Source organism: Corynebacterium spheniscorum (assembly GCF_900113445.1).
Taxonomy (GTDB): domain Bacteria; phylum Actinomycetota; class Actinomycetes; order Mycobacteriales; family Mycobacteriaceae; genus Corynebacterium; species Corynebacterium spheniscorum.
On the sequence record NZ_FOPJ01000010.1, the window covers coordinates 12,332 to 26,678 of the forward strand.

A 14,347-nucleotide genomic window follows, 5' to 3' on the forward strand; every position below is an offset into this window, starting at 1 on the left:
CGGGGAAAGCAAAGGCTAAAAAGCGCTTAGTTGAGAGCCTGAAGAGCGGCGTCGTAGTCCGGTTCCTCGGTGATTTCGGGGACGACCTGGACGTAGCTGACCTTGCCTTCGGCGTCGGCGACGATGACTGCGCGGGCGAAAAGACCCTGCAGCGGGGAGCCGGTAAGGATGAGGCCGAAGTCTTGGTCCGCGCGGAAAGCGGAGGCTGCGATGACATTCTCAATGCCCTCGGCGCCGCAGAAGCGAGCCAGGGCGAAGGGGAGGTCCTTGGAGATGCAGAGCACCGTGGTGTTATCGAGATCCGCGGCACGCTGATTGAATTCGCGGACGCTGGCGGCACAGACACCGGTATCAACCGAGGGGAAGATATTGAGGACCAGGCGCTTGCCGGCGAAGTCTTGGTTGGTGATGGCGGCGAGGTCGGTGCCGACCAATTCGAAGGCGGGAAGTTGATCGCCGACGCCGGGGGCGTTGCCATTGGTGGAGACGGGGGATCCTTGGAAATGCGTAGAACTCATGAACCAGAGCATAGCCGGGTTTCGGTGGCGAGGTGTAGGGCAGACTACACTTGACCCCTGACCTCTAAACACAATCACCCCCAAGGAGACATCCCAGCGTGAGCAATAAGCAACGCGGCCAGGAGGCCCTGGACAAGCTTGAACGTGAGCTGAAATCCCGCGATCGTGCGGAAAAGGCTCGCCCCCTAAAGGTAGTGGTTGCTTCGCTAGCTGCCATCCTGGTGATCTGCGGTGGTATTTGGTACGCCGCCACGCGCGGGGGTGAAGAAGACCTAAAGGCTGATGACCCGGCCAATAGCAGCGCCGAAAGCACCCCGGAGACCCCGGAGCGCCCCGAAGCGAAACCCTTGGCGCTGAAACGCAGCACTCCGCTGGCAGATACCGTGAGCTGCTCCTACCCCACTGAGAATGCTGGGGAAGCACTCAAGGACGCTACCCCGCCGGAAAAGACCGAGGGCGTGCCGACCACCGGCACGGTGAATATCACCTTGGATACCTCGCAGGGACCCATTGATATGGAGCTGGATCGCTCGGTGGCGCCTTGTACCGTGAATGCGGTGGAGCACCTGGCGAAGAGCAAGTACTACGACGACTCCATCTGCCACCGCATTACTACGCAGGGCATTTATGTGCTGCAGTGCGGTGACCCGAGTGGTAAGGGTTCCGGTGGGCCGGGCTTCCAATTCGCTAATGAGTATCCGACGGACGAGACTGAGGCCGGGGCGATGAATGTGCCGGTGATCTACCCCAAGGGCACCATTGCGATGGCGAATGCGGGGCCGGATACCAACGGTTCGCAGTTCTTCTTGAACTATGAGGACTCCACCTTGCCGCCGGCTTATACCTACTTCGGCAAGATCGGCGATGAGGGCATGAAGACCCTGGCGCAGATCGCGGAACAGGGTGCTGAGAATGGGGCTCCGGATGGTGCCCCCGCGGAAGAAGTTCGGATTCAGAATGCTGAGGTGAAGTAGAAGCTTCGGTGGGGCTGGATCAGCGTGGAGCCGTTCTAACCTCAAGGCTTTAGGCTTGACCTGGAAGAGTCGAACTTGAGAGACCGCTTTGCAGTAATGGACCCCCATGGGCGTGCTTTAGGCACGTGCGTGGGGGTTTTCTGTGTTTGCGGGGAGAGTTTTGTGGCGGGCGCGCGTTGGGGTGCTTGACGGCTTGGCGGGGTTGCAAGGATGTGTTGGGACTTCGGTAGTGGTGCCGATAAAGACGACCATTGCGCTCAGACGGGGATCGCGTGAGCACCTGAACGATCCCCTATTTCAGGGGTAAGGTGACGCTTCGCACATTTCGTCAAGTTTAGTTGCCGCCACATTTGGGTCGACTGCCCTAATGGTCGATAAGCTGCAGGATCTGTGAGGGCAGTTAACCAGTGGTGCAGAAAGTTATTTGGTATCAGAAACTATATTGTATCGTAATAGCGCCGTTATGGTTCTGGAATGTGAGTCAAGTTCTTGCGCATGCCTAAGACTCAGGGATATAGTCCAGTCTGTCTCGTAGCTCACCTCGAAAGAAGGAAAATTTACATGAAGCTTATTTCTCGCAAGAGCCTGGTTGCCGTTGCTTGCTCCGCCGCTATGATCACCGGCGCCACCGTTGCTCCGGCAATGGCTGCTGACAAGCCCGCCACCATCTCTTCTCAGCTGGGCAACCTCGGCAAGAAGGATGACGCAACCACCACCACCACCGCTGCTGCCACCGGCACCTCTGAAAAGAAGGCTGAGCCGGCTGGTTCCGTCGAGAGCCCCAAGGAGCTCGGCGAGTGGGCCAAGGCTATTGCCGCTATCATCAGCACCCTGACCGCTATCTGGACCTTCGTCCAGAAGTTCCTGCTCAAGAAGTAAGAACTTTGGCTAGCGCTGCTCTTCGGTGAGTTCGAGCGCTCAAGTTAAAATTTAACTGATCTCCTCGCACACACCCCGCTATGGGATGTGCGAGGAGATCAGTTTTTTGCTGTCCGGGGAGCGGGGTTTAGACGTGGGCTACTCGCGCTGAGAATGAAGCAGGCGCGGCAAAGCCCAGGCGTGTGCTCGCCGTCGCTGGGGGTATGGGCCTTCGCCGAGGGGCTCGGGGAAAGCACAACATCGCGCGGGGGTTTTAGGCGGTGACGCGGTAGACGTCGAAGACACCTTCAGTGTTGCGCAGAGTATTCATCAAAGAACCCAGTTGCTTGGTATCGGAGACTGCGAAGGTGAAGCGGACGGTGGCGATGTGGTCATCGGAGGCTTGGGAGTTCATAGCGACCACCGAGAGCTTCTGATCCGTAATCACTCGGGTGAGCTCAAAGAGCAATCCTGCGCGATCCAGGGCCTCCAGTTGCAAGGTGGCCTCGAAGGCCCCACCGGTGTGCTCAGAGGGCCAGGAGACCTCGATAAGGCGCTCTGGTTCTTCCTTCAGCTTGTTGGCGTTGGTGCAATCCGTGCGATGCACCGATACTCCCCCGCCGCGGGTAACGAAACCGAAGATCTGGTCACCGGGTACCGGCTGGCAACACTTCGCCATTTTCGCCATCATGTCTGGGGAACCTGCGACCAACACCCCGCTATTGGAGCTGCGGGTTGACGCCAGGTTCTGCTTGGTCTTCTGGGCCACCAGCTCAGAAAATGGGGTGCGAGAGACGAGGGTGTCCTCGGCATCATCTTGGTCGCCGAAGATCGCCATGAGGCGGTGAGCAACGTGGCGGGCCGAAACATGACCGGAGCCAATGGCGGTATAAAGCGCATCCACATCCGGGTAGTGCAGCTCGGTGGCGACTTGCTTCATGGATTGCGCCGTAAAGAGGCGGTACATGGGCAGCCCACCGCGTTGAACCTCCGCGGCTAATGCATCGCGGCCAGCTTCGAGGTGTTCCTCGCGGCGTTCCTTGGCGAACCATTGGCGGATTTTGGCACGAGCCCGTGGGGACACCACGAAGTCTTGCCAATCTCGTGAAGGCCCAGCGTTGGTGTCTTTGGAGGTAAAGATCTCCACACGGTCCCCGGATTTCAGCGGGGTTTCTAAGGCAACCAATTTGCCATTGATTTTGGCACCAATGCAGCGGTGCCCGACTTCGGTATGCACGGCATAGGCAAAGTCCACCGTGGTAGATTGCACCGGCAGGTTCACCACATCACCTTTAGGGGTGAACACGAAGATTTGTTTGCTAGTTAAGTCATAGCGCAAAGAGTCCAGGAACTCATTGGGGTCCGCTGCTTCTTTTTGCCAGTCCAAGAGTTGGCGCATCCACGCCATTTGCTTGACTTCGGCTTCTTCCCCGGAGTGCGAGCCCTTGGTTTCCTTATATCGCCAGTGCGCGGCGATGCCGAACTCTGCGTTGTAGTGCATCTCATGGGTGCGGACCTGCACCTCCAGGGGTTTACCTCCAGGGATCATCACCGTGGTGTGCAGGGATTGGTACACCCCAAATTTCGGTGAGGAAATATAGTCCTTGAATCGCCCTGGCATCGCGGAGTACAGGGCATGCACCACACCGATGGCGGCATAACAGTTATTGACGTTATCGACGAGCACACGGATACCCACCAGGTCGAAGATCTCATCGAAGTCGCGGCCGCGCACAATCATCTTCTGGTAGATCGACCAGTAGTGCTTGGGCCTGCCGATTACCTCAGCTTCAATGTGGTTTTCTTTAAGCGCTGCGGTGACTTCTTCGATGATCTCGTGCAAATAGCGGTCCCTTGAGGGGGCGCGGTCGGCCACCAGGCGCACAATCTCGTCGTACTTCTTGGGATAGAGAATCGCAAAGGAGAGATCCTCCAGCTCCCACTTGATGCTTGCCATCCCCAGGCGGTGTGCCAGGGGTGCGATCACCTCGAGGGTTTGGCGGGCTTTCTTGGCCTGCTTTTCCGGCGGCAGGAAGCGCATGGTGCGCATATTGTGCAGGCGGTCAGCAACCTTGATAACCAGCACGCGGGGATCCTGGCTCATGGCCACGATCATTTTGCGGATGGTTTCAGCTTCCGCTGCGGCACCGAGTGCCACCTTGTCGAGCTTGGTGACGCCATCTACCAGGCGAGCGACTTCTTCACCGAAGTCGCGGGTGAGGTCTTCTAGCGAGTAGTCGGTGTCTTCGACAGTGTCGTGAAGCAGAGCAGCCACTAAGGTGGTGGTGTCCATACCAATTTCTGCGGCAATAGTAGCCACCGCTAGTGGGTGCGTAATATACGGATCCCCGGATTTGCGGTAAACGCCGTCATGGAGTTTTTCAGCGGTGGTGTAGGCGCGATCTAAAAGTTCACCATCGGCTTTGGGGTGGAATTGCCGGTGGATACTAAGAAGCGGATCCAAGACAGGGTTGGTTTTGGCCCGTTGGCCACCGCCGGTAAGGCTCCGGGCTAAACGCGCGGACATGCTCCGCATACCCACTGTTGGGCGAGTGCGGTTTTTATCCAGGTTCATCGCGCGCCTGCCTCCTTGGACTCTTTATACACACCGCGGCCTCTCAGCGCTGGGCAGCACCGAAAGGCCACTACTTTCGCTCTTTTATCTGTGAACTTAGAGGTTAACCGACATCCTTAAAAAGCGGGGCATTAGGCCTCCACCGTTTAAGGGGGTGATGCACTCCCCGCGCCGATCCTTAGGTTGGAGCCAGCCGGCCCGAGGCGAGAAACTACGCCTTAACCTCAGCACCCTCGGCAGCTTCCGTGGCACCGTCGGAGGGCTTAGCGCCTTCGGAGGGCTTAGTGCCCTCGATGGGCTTAGCCCTCGCGGCAGCTTCCGTGGCGTCGCTTTGGGGGTCACGGTTAATAACCACCAAAGGCGCATGCTCATGGCCCGGGGTGGCCTTGGCGAGGCGTTCGCGCCCACCTAAACCATCGACCTCCAGTACCACCACAAAGCCGGTAACTTGTGCGCCGCACTTTTCCACCAAGTCGCGTGCCGCAACCAAGGTGCCACCGGTGGCCAAGACGTCATCAACCAACACGATCTTCCGGCCGCGCAGATCCTGCGCATCAGCGGGGATCTCTAAGGCAGCGGTGCCATATTCCAATTCATATTCTTGGGTATGCACCGGGGGCGGAAGCTTCCCGCGCTTGCGGATAGCCAGGATCCCCAAGCCCAGGCGGTAGGCGACTGCGGATCCAAGGAGGAAGCCGCGGGCATCGAGGCCACCGATCATGTCGGCGCCGAGTTCTTCGCAGGCCTCGGCTAGCTCATCAACCACAATGTGGAAGGCTTCGGCATCAGCGAGCACCGGGGTGAGGTCCTCGAAGAGCACCCCTTCAGCGGGAAAGTCCGGCACCAGGCGGATTTTCTTAGCCAGCGCTTCGCGTGCATTCTCGAAGGCTGGGTTGGCGAATTGCTGAGGTGAATCAGGCACTAGGGGTATTCTCCTTCCAACGGTCCATATTCCAGCCAATGCCGGCAGGACCTGTGTACACAACTACATTGCCAACATTGCGGTCAATCACAAAAGTGCGGGGCTGGGCCGCAATCGGCAGGTAATAAGCTTCATCCCACAGTTGTTGCTCGCGGGCACGCATCTTTTCAATATCGCCCTTGATCATCCCGGTGTCCCCGTATTCCCGTTGGGGTTCCACCGCCATGAGCACCGCATCAACGCCGGCTTCAGGGCCACGCATCTGACCTAGGGGGTTAGTTACCTGATCAGATACATCCACCACCTCAATGCCGGCGGTTGCGCAATCCGTGGCCAGGGCACTGACCATGGCAGCTAAGCGATCATTCGGCGCCTCGTACGCCACCCGGATGGTCGCACCGCGCAGCAGTTCAGCGGCAGCGGTATCTACATCGTGGCGTTGGTGCTGATCAGCTAGGTCTTGGAGTTGATGCCACTCCGGGTCCCCATCGCTTAAAACATGCGCTGCAATCGCTGGGACTTCTTGGCCGGCCCGTCCAGAGCTCACCTTGGCCAGCTCGGTTTGATTGACGCAGGCAGCAAAAGCGTGGCGCGCTTCAGGGCTAGCGAATATGCCTTCCGGGGTCTTGCTTAACACCAGGGTGTCGTTCATGCGCCCGACGACGGCGGAGATGTCGAAGGGGTTGGTGGGCTCGTTGCGGTGCACAAAGTGATCCCCACCGGCGGGAACATCGGCTACCGCGATGGCTTCTTCTTCCGCTAGGTGTGTGGCATCACTGCCTTGGGGCCACACCACGATGGTGTCTAGTTCCGGGGCGTCGCCATAGTAGTTTTCATTCCGGACCAGGGTCACTTCGCCCTTCTGCCCTACTGATTCCACCTTGTAGGGTCCAGCAGAAACCTGCAGTTCGGGATCAAAATGATCAAGGTTGAAGTCTTCGCGCCAAATGCGTGCAACTTCCCCTAGGGCCTCGGCATCAAAGTTATCGAGGGCTTGCACCAAAGCCACATCATCTAAGCCAGCACGCTCAGCAATCACGTGGCTAGGAAGCACGGTTCCTGGACCAAAAAGCATGCGCCACTGGTCACCATGGCCTTCGTTAAATACCACGGTGAATTTCTTTGACCCCGGCGCACAATCTAAAGAGATGGCGTCTTCAACAACCGGCATGTGGGAATCAAAAAGCTCCGGCATTTTCGCGGCACTAAAGCTCAGCAAAAAATCATCGCAGGTAATCGGCACCCCGTCAGAGAACTTCGCGTCCTCGGCGATGGTGTACACCACCTGTGGGTTCGTGCTCGGTAGAGCTTGGGTACTTAATAAGTCAGTATTCGGGATCATCTGTCCCGAAGGCCCTTGCACATAAGCTGCCGGATATACCCGGGAGGCCAGTACCTCAGCGGAGGTACTAGCACCAAGGGTGCTGCCTGCATTGGTGGTCTTCAGCGTGGAGTTCGCGATATACCCAAAGTGATCCAAAGCCTGGTTGCGGGGTTCTTTGGGTTCTTCTTCGGTGCAGGCACTAAGGGTGAGGCTTGTTAAGCACATAGCCGCAAGCACAGCACCAAGTTTCTTTAGTCTTGGTGCTGCACCATCTCTTGCGGTTCTAGCCACCTGAACTCATCGCCTTTGATTCGGGCGCCAGCTCACACCGGTAACCCCGGGGGTTCCTGGGGTGCCAGGCCGCGGGCTGGTTTCGCTCATCGGATCCGAGGTGGAAACACTCAGGTGAGCATTCGCGCCACGAGCCGGGGCGAAGTCCGAGGTTTCTCCCGAGGCAGCTAATTCGCGGCGGGCTTCGGCGGCAGCTTCATCATCCAAGATGCCTTGGCGGCGCTTGGCCACACCCTCGGCGTGCTTGCGGATATCCTTGCGGCGGCTCATCAGGCTCACCAGAATCGGGGTGGCCAGGAAGATCGAGGAGAACACGCCTTCTACCACACCGATTAGCTGGATCAGTGCCAGGTCCTTCAAGGTGCCCACACCCATCATCCAGACCGCCACAATCATCAGCGCGATGATCGGTAGCGCGGAGATCACCGAGGTGGAGATCGAGCGCATCACGGTTTGGTTGACCGCCAGGTTCGCTTCCTCAGCATAAGTCGAGCGGAAGCTACCCTTCAGGCCCTCAGTGTTTTCACGAACCTTGTCGAACACAATCACCGTGTCATAGATGGAGAAGGCCAACACCGTCAGCAAACCAATCACGGTTGCTGGGGTGACTTCGAAGCCGAAGAGCGCGTAGATACCAGCAATCACCACGGCATCTACCAGCAGCGCGAGCATGGCTGCCACAGCCATTTCTCGCTGGAGGCGCAGCGCAATATAGACGAAGGCCAACGCCAAGAAGGCGATCATGGCGATCACCATGCGGTGGGTAATCGTATCGCCCCAGGACTCCGACACGGTGGAATCGCCAATGGCATCCGGGGAGGGAGTGCCGTGGGCATCTTTGGGGTGGAATTCTTCGAAGATGCTGCGGCGGGCCTCAGCGATTTGTTCATCAGAAAGGCGCTGGGACTTGATCTCCAGGGTGCGGGTATCACCGGCACCCACGATCTGTACCAGTTCAGGGGTCACACCAGTTGCTTCGCTGAAGGTCTCCCCCACTGCTTCGGTGGAAAGCTCCGCGGCGGGCATGTTCAGCTTGGTGCCGCCTTCGAAGTCGATGCCGAGGTCAAAGCCGCGCACACCAATCGCGCCGATGCTAACCACCAGCAGCACTGCGGTAATCCAGTACCAAAGGCGGGTGCGGCCAATGAAGTCGATGCCACCTTCGCCGGTATATAGACGATGGAACTTGCTCATCGCTGATTCTCCTCGGTGTTAGTGGAATCTTCTTCAGTGGCTGCGTCACCTGGAACGGATTTCGGTTCCGTGCTGTCGACGATCTGGACTTCCGGCTTCACGGCAACAGAGCCAGCCTCACGCTCAGCCACCGCGACACCACCGCCAGCAGCTTCCAGCTTCGCCTCATGCTCAGCATATTTATCGCGGCCAGCGGTATCACGGTAGTATCCCGGCGCATTCTCGGCCGGTGCGTGCAGCTTCGCAAAGTCCATGACCTGCTTCATGCCATTAGCCGCCGGGTTCGCAAAGAACTTCTTCCGGCTAGCCATCAGCATCAGCGGCGCGGTCACCAAGAAGGTCACCGCAATATCGAAGAGCGTGGTCAACCCGAGGGTAAAGGCGAAGCCCTTAACCTCACCAACAGCCAGGAAGTAAATCACCACGGCACCAATCAAGGTCACCATATTACCGGTGATAATGGTGCGCTTCGCGCGTTCCCAACCACGCGGTGCTGCCGAGCGGAAGGTGCGGCCATCACGGACCTCATCTTTCACACGCTCATAGAACACCACGAAGGAGTCCGCGGTCGTACCAATACCAATAATCAAACCAGCCACACCGGCCAGATCCAGCGAGTAACCAATCCAGCGGCCCAGCAGCACCAGCAGCCCGTACACCAGGGCACCGGCACTCACCAGGGTCACAATGGACACCAAACCAAGGGCACGGTAGTAGGCGAAGACGAAGAGCATCACCAGCACCAAGCCCACCAGGCCAGCAATCAAACCGGCCTTTAACGAGGCCACACCCAAAGATGCCGGCACGGTCTGCGCGGTGCCACCAGCTTCACCATTTTCACCAGCGAAGCTCAGCGGCAGCGCACCATATTTCAGGTTATTCGCCAGCTCCTGGGCTTCCTTTTGGGTGAACTGCCCGGTAATCGAGGTTCCCGAACCCACCGGCGTTGCCGATTGAATCACCGGTGCCGAAATCACCTGCGAGTCCAGGGTGATCGCCACTTGGCGCTTCAAATATTCTTGGGTGAGCTTCGCCCAGGTTTCCGACCCCTTGGCATCACCTTCGGCCTTAAACGCAAAGTTAATTTCCATTTGCGAGGTCTCGGTATTCAACCCACCGGTAATCGGGCGCGAGGTATCAATCTCATTACCCGTTAGCCGCGCCCCACCTTCGGGCTCGCCCACCAGCAGTGGTGCGGGCGCCAAGATGTACACGCTTTCGGTGCCACGATCACAGGTCACCAAAGGCTTCGAGGGGTCATCGGTACCAGCCAAGGGATCTAGCCCCTCATCACAGACCAGCAGCGCACTAGCGGCGATCTGGGTGGTGGCGTCCTCAGATTGACGATCCTTCGCCAAAGCTGCGGTCACCTCGCGGCGACGTTCCGCCGCCTCCAGGGAGTTCGCAGGCTCCTCCGGGGTTTCCGCGGTGATCTCCGGCATCGGAACCTCCGGCTTGGACTCCGCTTCCGCACCTTCGGACGCGCCTTCGGCTTCCGCGCCTTCGTCCTTGCCTTCTTGGCCTTCTTGTTCCATATCGCGGCTTTGGTTGATCGCATCGATCATCTTCTTCACCGCATTGCTGGCCTGGTCCTTAGACACAACGCCAAGTTCCACCCAGCGGTTCGCCATATCGCCCAACACTTCAGGCAGCTTCTCAATATCTGGGTTACCTGGCCCCGCCACCGGGCGGAAGAGCAGCTGCGAGGTTTGTCCCACCGCACGCGCCTCGGAGGTATCTTCACCCGGCACGGTAATCACCAGGGTATTGCCATCGGCCACCACATCAGCGCCCGAAACACCCATGCCATTGACGCGCTTTTCCAAAATGATGCGCGCTTGGGAAAGCTGTTCTTGGGTAGGTTCTGCGCCTTGAGGGACCAGGGTGACGCGGGTGCCGCCTTGGAGATCAATACCCAATTTGGGTGTGGCCTGGCGATCGCCGGTGAAGAACACAAGCGAGTAAACAACAATGACCAAAAGCGCGAACACGGAAAGTGCACGCCAGGGCCAGCTTTGGGAGCGATTCTTAACGGCCTTCTTCGGCCGTGTGGAAACACTCGGGGTTGTAGGCGACAAGGACGTCTAACCTCCTGGGCTTCGAGGTTGGGCACGCGCAGGTGTGCACGTGTCCCGGACACAAACGATCATCGTAACTTATGCGAGCCTCATTGCCGATGTTTGGTGCCTTAATCATGGCCCCTCACACAGCAAAACCATCCCACGGTAAGGAATTTACTGTGGGATGGTGGGTGTTATTTTAGCTTTCCCCGAGACCTAGGGGCGCGGGTTGTGGGGATCTTCCGGATCCAGGTTCTCCGGGTGTGCCTCACGCGGTAGCTCTCTTGGCGAGTCGCCCTCGCGGGCCACGTCGCCGTTTTCCGGCCATTCGCTATCCACAGGGGCCTCTTCAACCACCGGCAGCACCTCATCTTCGGCGGCGCGAATAATGCTGCGGCGATCCCAGGTAGTCACCAGCCCCGGGGCGATCTCCAGATCCACGGTCTCTTCTTTTACCTGCACCACGGTGGCGTGCAGGCCAGCGACGGTGATCACGCGTTCACCGCCTTGAAGTTGTGCTTGGAAGGCGCGAACCTGGTTGGCCCTTTTCTTTTCGCGTTGGGTCATCAAGAAGGTCGGAACCAAAAAGACCAGCAATAAGAGTATGAGAATGGGTAATTCCATAAGTGCGCAGTCTACCTATCTATATCTTCAATAGCCCCAGGGTGCCCTCTGGGGGTTCTAAGCCTAAGTGCTCCCACGCAGCTGCAGTGGCAATACGACCTCGCCCAGTACGCGCAATCATGCCGGCACGCACCAAGTATGGTTCGCAGACTTCCTCCACGGTGGAGGGCTCCTCCCCCACCGCAATGGCCAGGGTGCTTACCCCCACGGGGCCACCACCATGCCCGCGGATCAGTGCATCTAATACCGCACGGTCCAGGCGGTCCAACCCAGCTTCATCCACATCGAAGACCTCCAGGGCACCGCGGGCAGCAGCTAAATCCACATACCCATCAGAGTGCACTTCCGCAAAGTCTCGGACACGGCGCAGCAACCGGTTCGCAATACGCGGTGTGCCGCGCGAACGTGAGGCGATCTCCATCGCGGCATCCAGATCAATACCCACATCCAAAATGCGTGCCGCACGGGTGACCACCTTGGTGAGGTCTTCTACGTCATAGAACTCCATTTGGGCGGTAAACCCGAAGCGATCCCGCAAGGGGCCGGTCAGCATGCCTGAGCGCGTGGTGGCAGCCACCAAGGTAAAAGGTGGTAGCTCCAAGGGAATAGAGGTTGCCCCAGGGCCCTTGCCCACAATCACATCAATGCGGAAATCCTCCATCGCCATATAGAGCATTTCCTCAGCCGGCCGGGCAATGCGGTGAATCTCATCAATGAAAAGCACATCGCCTTCCATCAAGTTAGAAAGCATCGCCGCTAAATCCCCAGCACGTTCTAGTGCCGGCCCGGAGGTCATCCGCAGGCTAGTACCAAGTTCTTGGGCAATGATCATCGCCATGGTGGTTTTACCCAACCCGGGTGGCCCAGAAAGCAACACATGGTCCGGGGTCACCCCACGGTTCCTAGCACCAGAAAGCACCAGGTCTAGCTGGCTTCTTACCTTCGGCTGCCCAATAAACTCATCTAGGCTTTTCGGCCGCAACCCCTTCTCGGCGTCCTTTTCCCCAGGCTGCGCTGAAGGGTTGACTGCTGGATCTTGGGCAGGTTTCTTAGCCGCCGGTTCTGCCCCGGCAATATGGAACTCTGTCTTTTCTACATCAGACATACATCTGGCCTTCCCATTAAGAGTCCCACGCTATTTCTTCCCCAATAAGCGTAGTGCCGCACGCAAAGCCGCGGGGGTATCCAGCTCAGGTTCTTCCGCCAACACACTGGCCACCGCCGGTGCTGCCTGCTTTTCGCTAAACCCAAGGCCAATCAAGGCCTCCACCAGCTGCGGTGCGCGGCCATCTACGGCCGTTGCGCCTTCAATTGTCAGGCTGGGGCTTTCAGGATCTTCGCTAATAAAGGCCTTCACCTTATCTTTAAGATCCACAATCATGCGATCTGCGGTGCGTTTGCCTACTCCGGGGATGCGCTGCAAAGCCTTGGTTTCCCCCTGGGCAATGGCTTGAGCAATCTCATCGGGGTTAAACACAGCTTGGGCTGCCAGCGCTAGGCGCGGGCCCACCCCATTGACGGTTTGCAGCAGCGCGAATAGTTCGCGGGCTTCCGGGTTCGGGAAGCCATACAAGGTCATGGCGTCTTCGCGCACAATCATGGTGGTGTACACAAAGGCTTCTTCACCGCGCCTTAAGCTCGCCAGCATCGGTGGTGCGGCATACACCAAGTACCCCACCCCGGCGCATTCAATCACCGCGGAGTCCAAGGCAATATGTTCAACGGTGCCACGTAAAGAAGCAATCATGATGTGTTTTAAGACTCCTTAGCTAAAGCATTGGCTCGCGCCGCCGCAATCATTTCTTTTTGCTTCGCCAACTGCTTGGCTTGTTGCTCCGCCACCGCCGCCTGGCGGGCCAACATAGGTGCTCGCCAACAATGGCACACCGCCAACGCCAACGCATCCGCCGCATCCGCTGGTTTCGGCGCTTCACTTAGGCCCAAGATGCGCGTAATCATCGCAGTCATCTGCTTCTTATCGGCCCGCCCATTCCCAGAGATCGCCTTCTTCACCTCACTGGGGGTATACATTTGCACATCCAGGCCACGCTCCGCAGCAGCTAAAACTAACACCCCAACCGCATGTGCAGTATGAATCACCGTGGACACATTGCCACGTTCAAACACCCGCTCGATGGCCACCACATCTGGTTGATAATCATCCATCCACTCATTTACGGCTTTGGATAAGCCCAGCAAACGAGCAGTCAGATCATCAGTACTTGGGGTGCGCGCAACACCAACGGCCACGGGGATCACGCTACGCCCGCGGCCAGCTTGGACCACCGAGAAGCCACAGCGCGTTAACCCGGGGTCGATCCCCATGACGCGTAGGCCTTCTAAGTTGGTTCCCGGAATGCTCATCGAGGTGGTGTGCTGCCCTTCATTCGTGTCACAAGCAAATTCTTCTTTCCCCGCATTCTAGGACGCCGGCGGGGTCATACTCCTCATTAGTTTTAGCACAGTTTTGCGAAGCGGGAGCACAGGCCCCACAACACGCGGCTCCCACCTGGCTATCACGCACCTAGCCCGGCGCAAGAATTGCTCGCCGCAGCACATGGCCACCACAGATCATGGCATCCCTACAGCGAACCCAACCCGCATAAGACTAGATCACAATTTCATCACGATTGCTAGCACAACGAGCTGCACCTGTTGAGACCGCATACTCCCCATTGTTACGTTCTAGAAATATAACGTTATCTAGTGGAAAGGCCTCTCTTATGCCTTCGAAATCAATGGCCATCTACGCAACCGCGGCTATTGCTTCCATCATTACCTATGTGATCACCGCCTTTTCTCGAGGTACCACACCCAGCAATGCACATGAGTGGATCACCTTTTCCTTAATCGGATTAGTGACCGCACTCCTTGCCTCGGCAATCATTGGATCTATCGTGGTCTATCGCGGTAACAGGAATAACCGCAGCGCTATATCTCAGTAGCCAAAGAATCTCGGGCGGGCGCAAACAGTGCTCTAGCTCAGCGTGGCGCTACGCTAAAGCGC

General features: G+C 58.0%; 12 protein-coding genes and 1 pseudogene. 3 read left to right on the forward strand and 10 right to left on the reverse strand.

All coding sequences use genetic code 11. The features are described 5' to 3' along the window. Positions 1–26 precede the first annotated feature (26 nt). Positions 27–518 carry a thiol peroxidase gene (gene tpx, locus BMZ01_RS07885; protein ID WP_092286319.1) on the reverse strand — a complete coding sequence of 164 codons (492 nt, stop codon included), beginning with the start codon at positions 516–518 and terminating at the stop codon, positions 27–29. Between the two features lie 98 nt (positions 519–616). Here tpx and BMZ01_RS07890 point away from each other — a divergent pair, with 98 nt between their 5' ends. Both BMZ01_RS07890 and BMZ01_RS07895 read left to right on the forward strand, forming a co-directional pair. Further along, positions 617–1,492, forward strand: coding sequence for a peptidylprolyl isomerase (locus tag BMZ01_RS07890; RefSeq protein ID WP_092286219.1), 876 nt, complete (start codon positions 617–619; stop codon positions 1,490–1,492). A 561-nt stretch (positions 1,493–2,053) separates the two neighbouring features. After that, a complete protein-coding gene (locus tag BMZ01_RS07895) occupies positions 2,054–2,371 on the forward strand; it encodes a hypothetical protein (protein WP_092286221.1) in 318 nt (105 codons plus the stop codon). 253 nt (positions 2,372–2,624) lie between these two features. Here the strand turns inward: BMZ01_RS07895 and BMZ01_RS07900 are convergent, their stop codons facing one another. The 9 genes and pseudogenes from BMZ01_RS07900 to ruvC form a co-directional block, all read right to left on the reverse strand. After that, positions 2,625–4,925 carry a RelA/SpoT family protein gene (locus tag BMZ01_RS07900; RefSeq protein WP_092286223.1) on the reverse strand — a complete coding sequence of 767 codons (2,301 nt, stop codon included), beginning with the start codon at positions 4,923–4,925 and terminating at the stop codon, positions 2,625–2,627. Positions 4,926–5,268: 343 nt separating this feature from the next. Then, positions 5,269–5,847: pseudogene (locus tag BMZ01_RS07905) on the reverse strand (adenine phosphoribosyltransferase); the annotation flags it as partial. Then, positions 5,840–7,462 (reverse strand): ABC transporter substrate-binding protein, encoded by a 1,623-nt coding sequence (locus BMZ01_RS07910; RefSeq protein ID WP_223845884.1) that lies wholly within the window; start codon positions 7,460–7,462, stop codon positions 5,840–5,842. The pseudogene BMZ01_RS07905 and the gene BMZ01_RS07910, both read right to left, overlap by 8 nt. A 6-nt stretch (positions 7,463–7,468) precedes the next feature. After that, complete coding sequence (gene secF / locus BMZ01_RS07915) at positions 7,469–8,656, reverse strand: protein translocase subunit SecF (protein ID WP_092286226.1); 1,188 nt, start codon at positions 8,654–8,656, stop codon at positions 7,469–7,471. Continuing rightward, entirely contained in the window at positions 8,653–10,734 is a 2,082-nt protein-coding gene (gene secD / locus BMZ01_RS07920) for a protein translocase subunit SecD (RefSeq protein ID WP_092286228.1), read from the reverse strand. Before secD ends, secF begins: the two co-directional genes overlap by 4 nt. A gap of 198 nt (positions 10,735–10,932) precedes the next feature. Then, complete coding sequence (gene yajC, locus BMZ01_RS07925) at positions 10,933–11,340, reverse strand: preprotein translocase subunit YajC (RefSeq protein WP_092286230.1); 408 nt, start codon at positions 11,338–11,340, stop codon at positions 10,933–10,935. A gap of 19 nt (positions 11,341–11,359) precedes the next feature. Beyond that, entirely contained in the window at positions 11,360–12,445 is a 1,086-nt protein-coding gene (gene ruvB / locus BMZ01_RS07930; protein WP_092286232.1) for a Holliday junction branch migration DNA helicase RuvB, read from the reverse strand. Positions 12,446–12,475: 30 nt separating this feature from the next. Beyond that, the gene (gene ruvA, locus BMZ01_RS07935) at positions 12,476–13,087 is read right to left on the reverse strand and encodes a Holliday junction branch migration protein RuvA (protein WP_092286233.1); all 612 of its coding nucleotides are present in this window, start codon (positions 13,085–13,087) and stop codon (positions 12,476–12,478) included. Between the two features lie 8 nt (positions 13,088–13,095). Next, positions 13,096–13,704 (reverse strand): crossover junction endodeoxyribonuclease RuvC, encoded by a 609-nt coding sequence (ruvC, locus tag BMZ01_RS07940; protein WP_092286235.1) that lies wholly within the window; start codon positions 13,702–13,704, stop codon positions 13,096–13,098. Between the two features lie 359 nt (positions 13,705–14,063). Between ruvC and BMZ01_RS07945 the strand changes: the two genes are divergently transcribed. After that, on the forward strand, positions 14,064–14,285 hold the full coding sequence (locus tag BMZ01_RS07945; protein WP_143067476.1) for a hypothetical protein: 222 nt from the start codon (positions 14,064–14,066) through the stop codon (positions 14,283–14,285). Positions 14,286–14,347 lie beyond the last annotated feature (62 nt).

Coding starts and splice junctions, on each gene's coding strand:
- tpx (WP_092286319.1), bottom strand. CDS start 518: ATGAGTTCTACGCATTTCCAAGGATCCCCCGTCTCCACCAATGGCAAC.
- BMZ01_RS07945 (WP_143067476.1), top strand. CDS start 14,064: ATGCCTTCGAAATCAATGGCCATCTACGCAACCGCGGCTATTGCTTCC.
- ruvC (WP_092286235.1), bottom strand. CDS start 13,704: ATGAGCATTCCGGGAACCAACTTAGAAGGCCTACGCGTCATGGGGATC.
- ruvB (WP_092286232.1), bottom strand. CDS start 12,445: ATGTCTGATGTAGAAAAGACAGAGTTCCATATTGCCGGGGCAGAACCG.
- ruvA (WP_092286233.1), bottom strand. CDS start 13,087: ATGATTGCTTCTTTACGTGGCACCGTTGAACATATTGCCTTGGACTCC.
- secF (WP_092286226.1), bottom strand. CDS start 8,656: ATGAGCAAGTTCCATCGTCTATATACCGGCGAAGGTGGCATCGACTTC.
- BMZ01_RS07900 (WP_092286223.1), bottom strand. CDS start 4,925: ATGAACCTGGATAAAAACCGCACTCGCCCAACAGTGGGTATGCGGAGC.
- BMZ01_RS07895 (WP_092286221.1), top strand. CDS start 2,054: ATGAAGCTTATTTCTCGCAAGAGCCTGGTTGCCGTTGCTTGCTCCGCC.
- yajC (WP_092286230.1), bottom strand. CDS start 11,340: ATGGAATTACCCATTCTCATACTCTTATTGCTGGTCTTTTTGGTTCCG.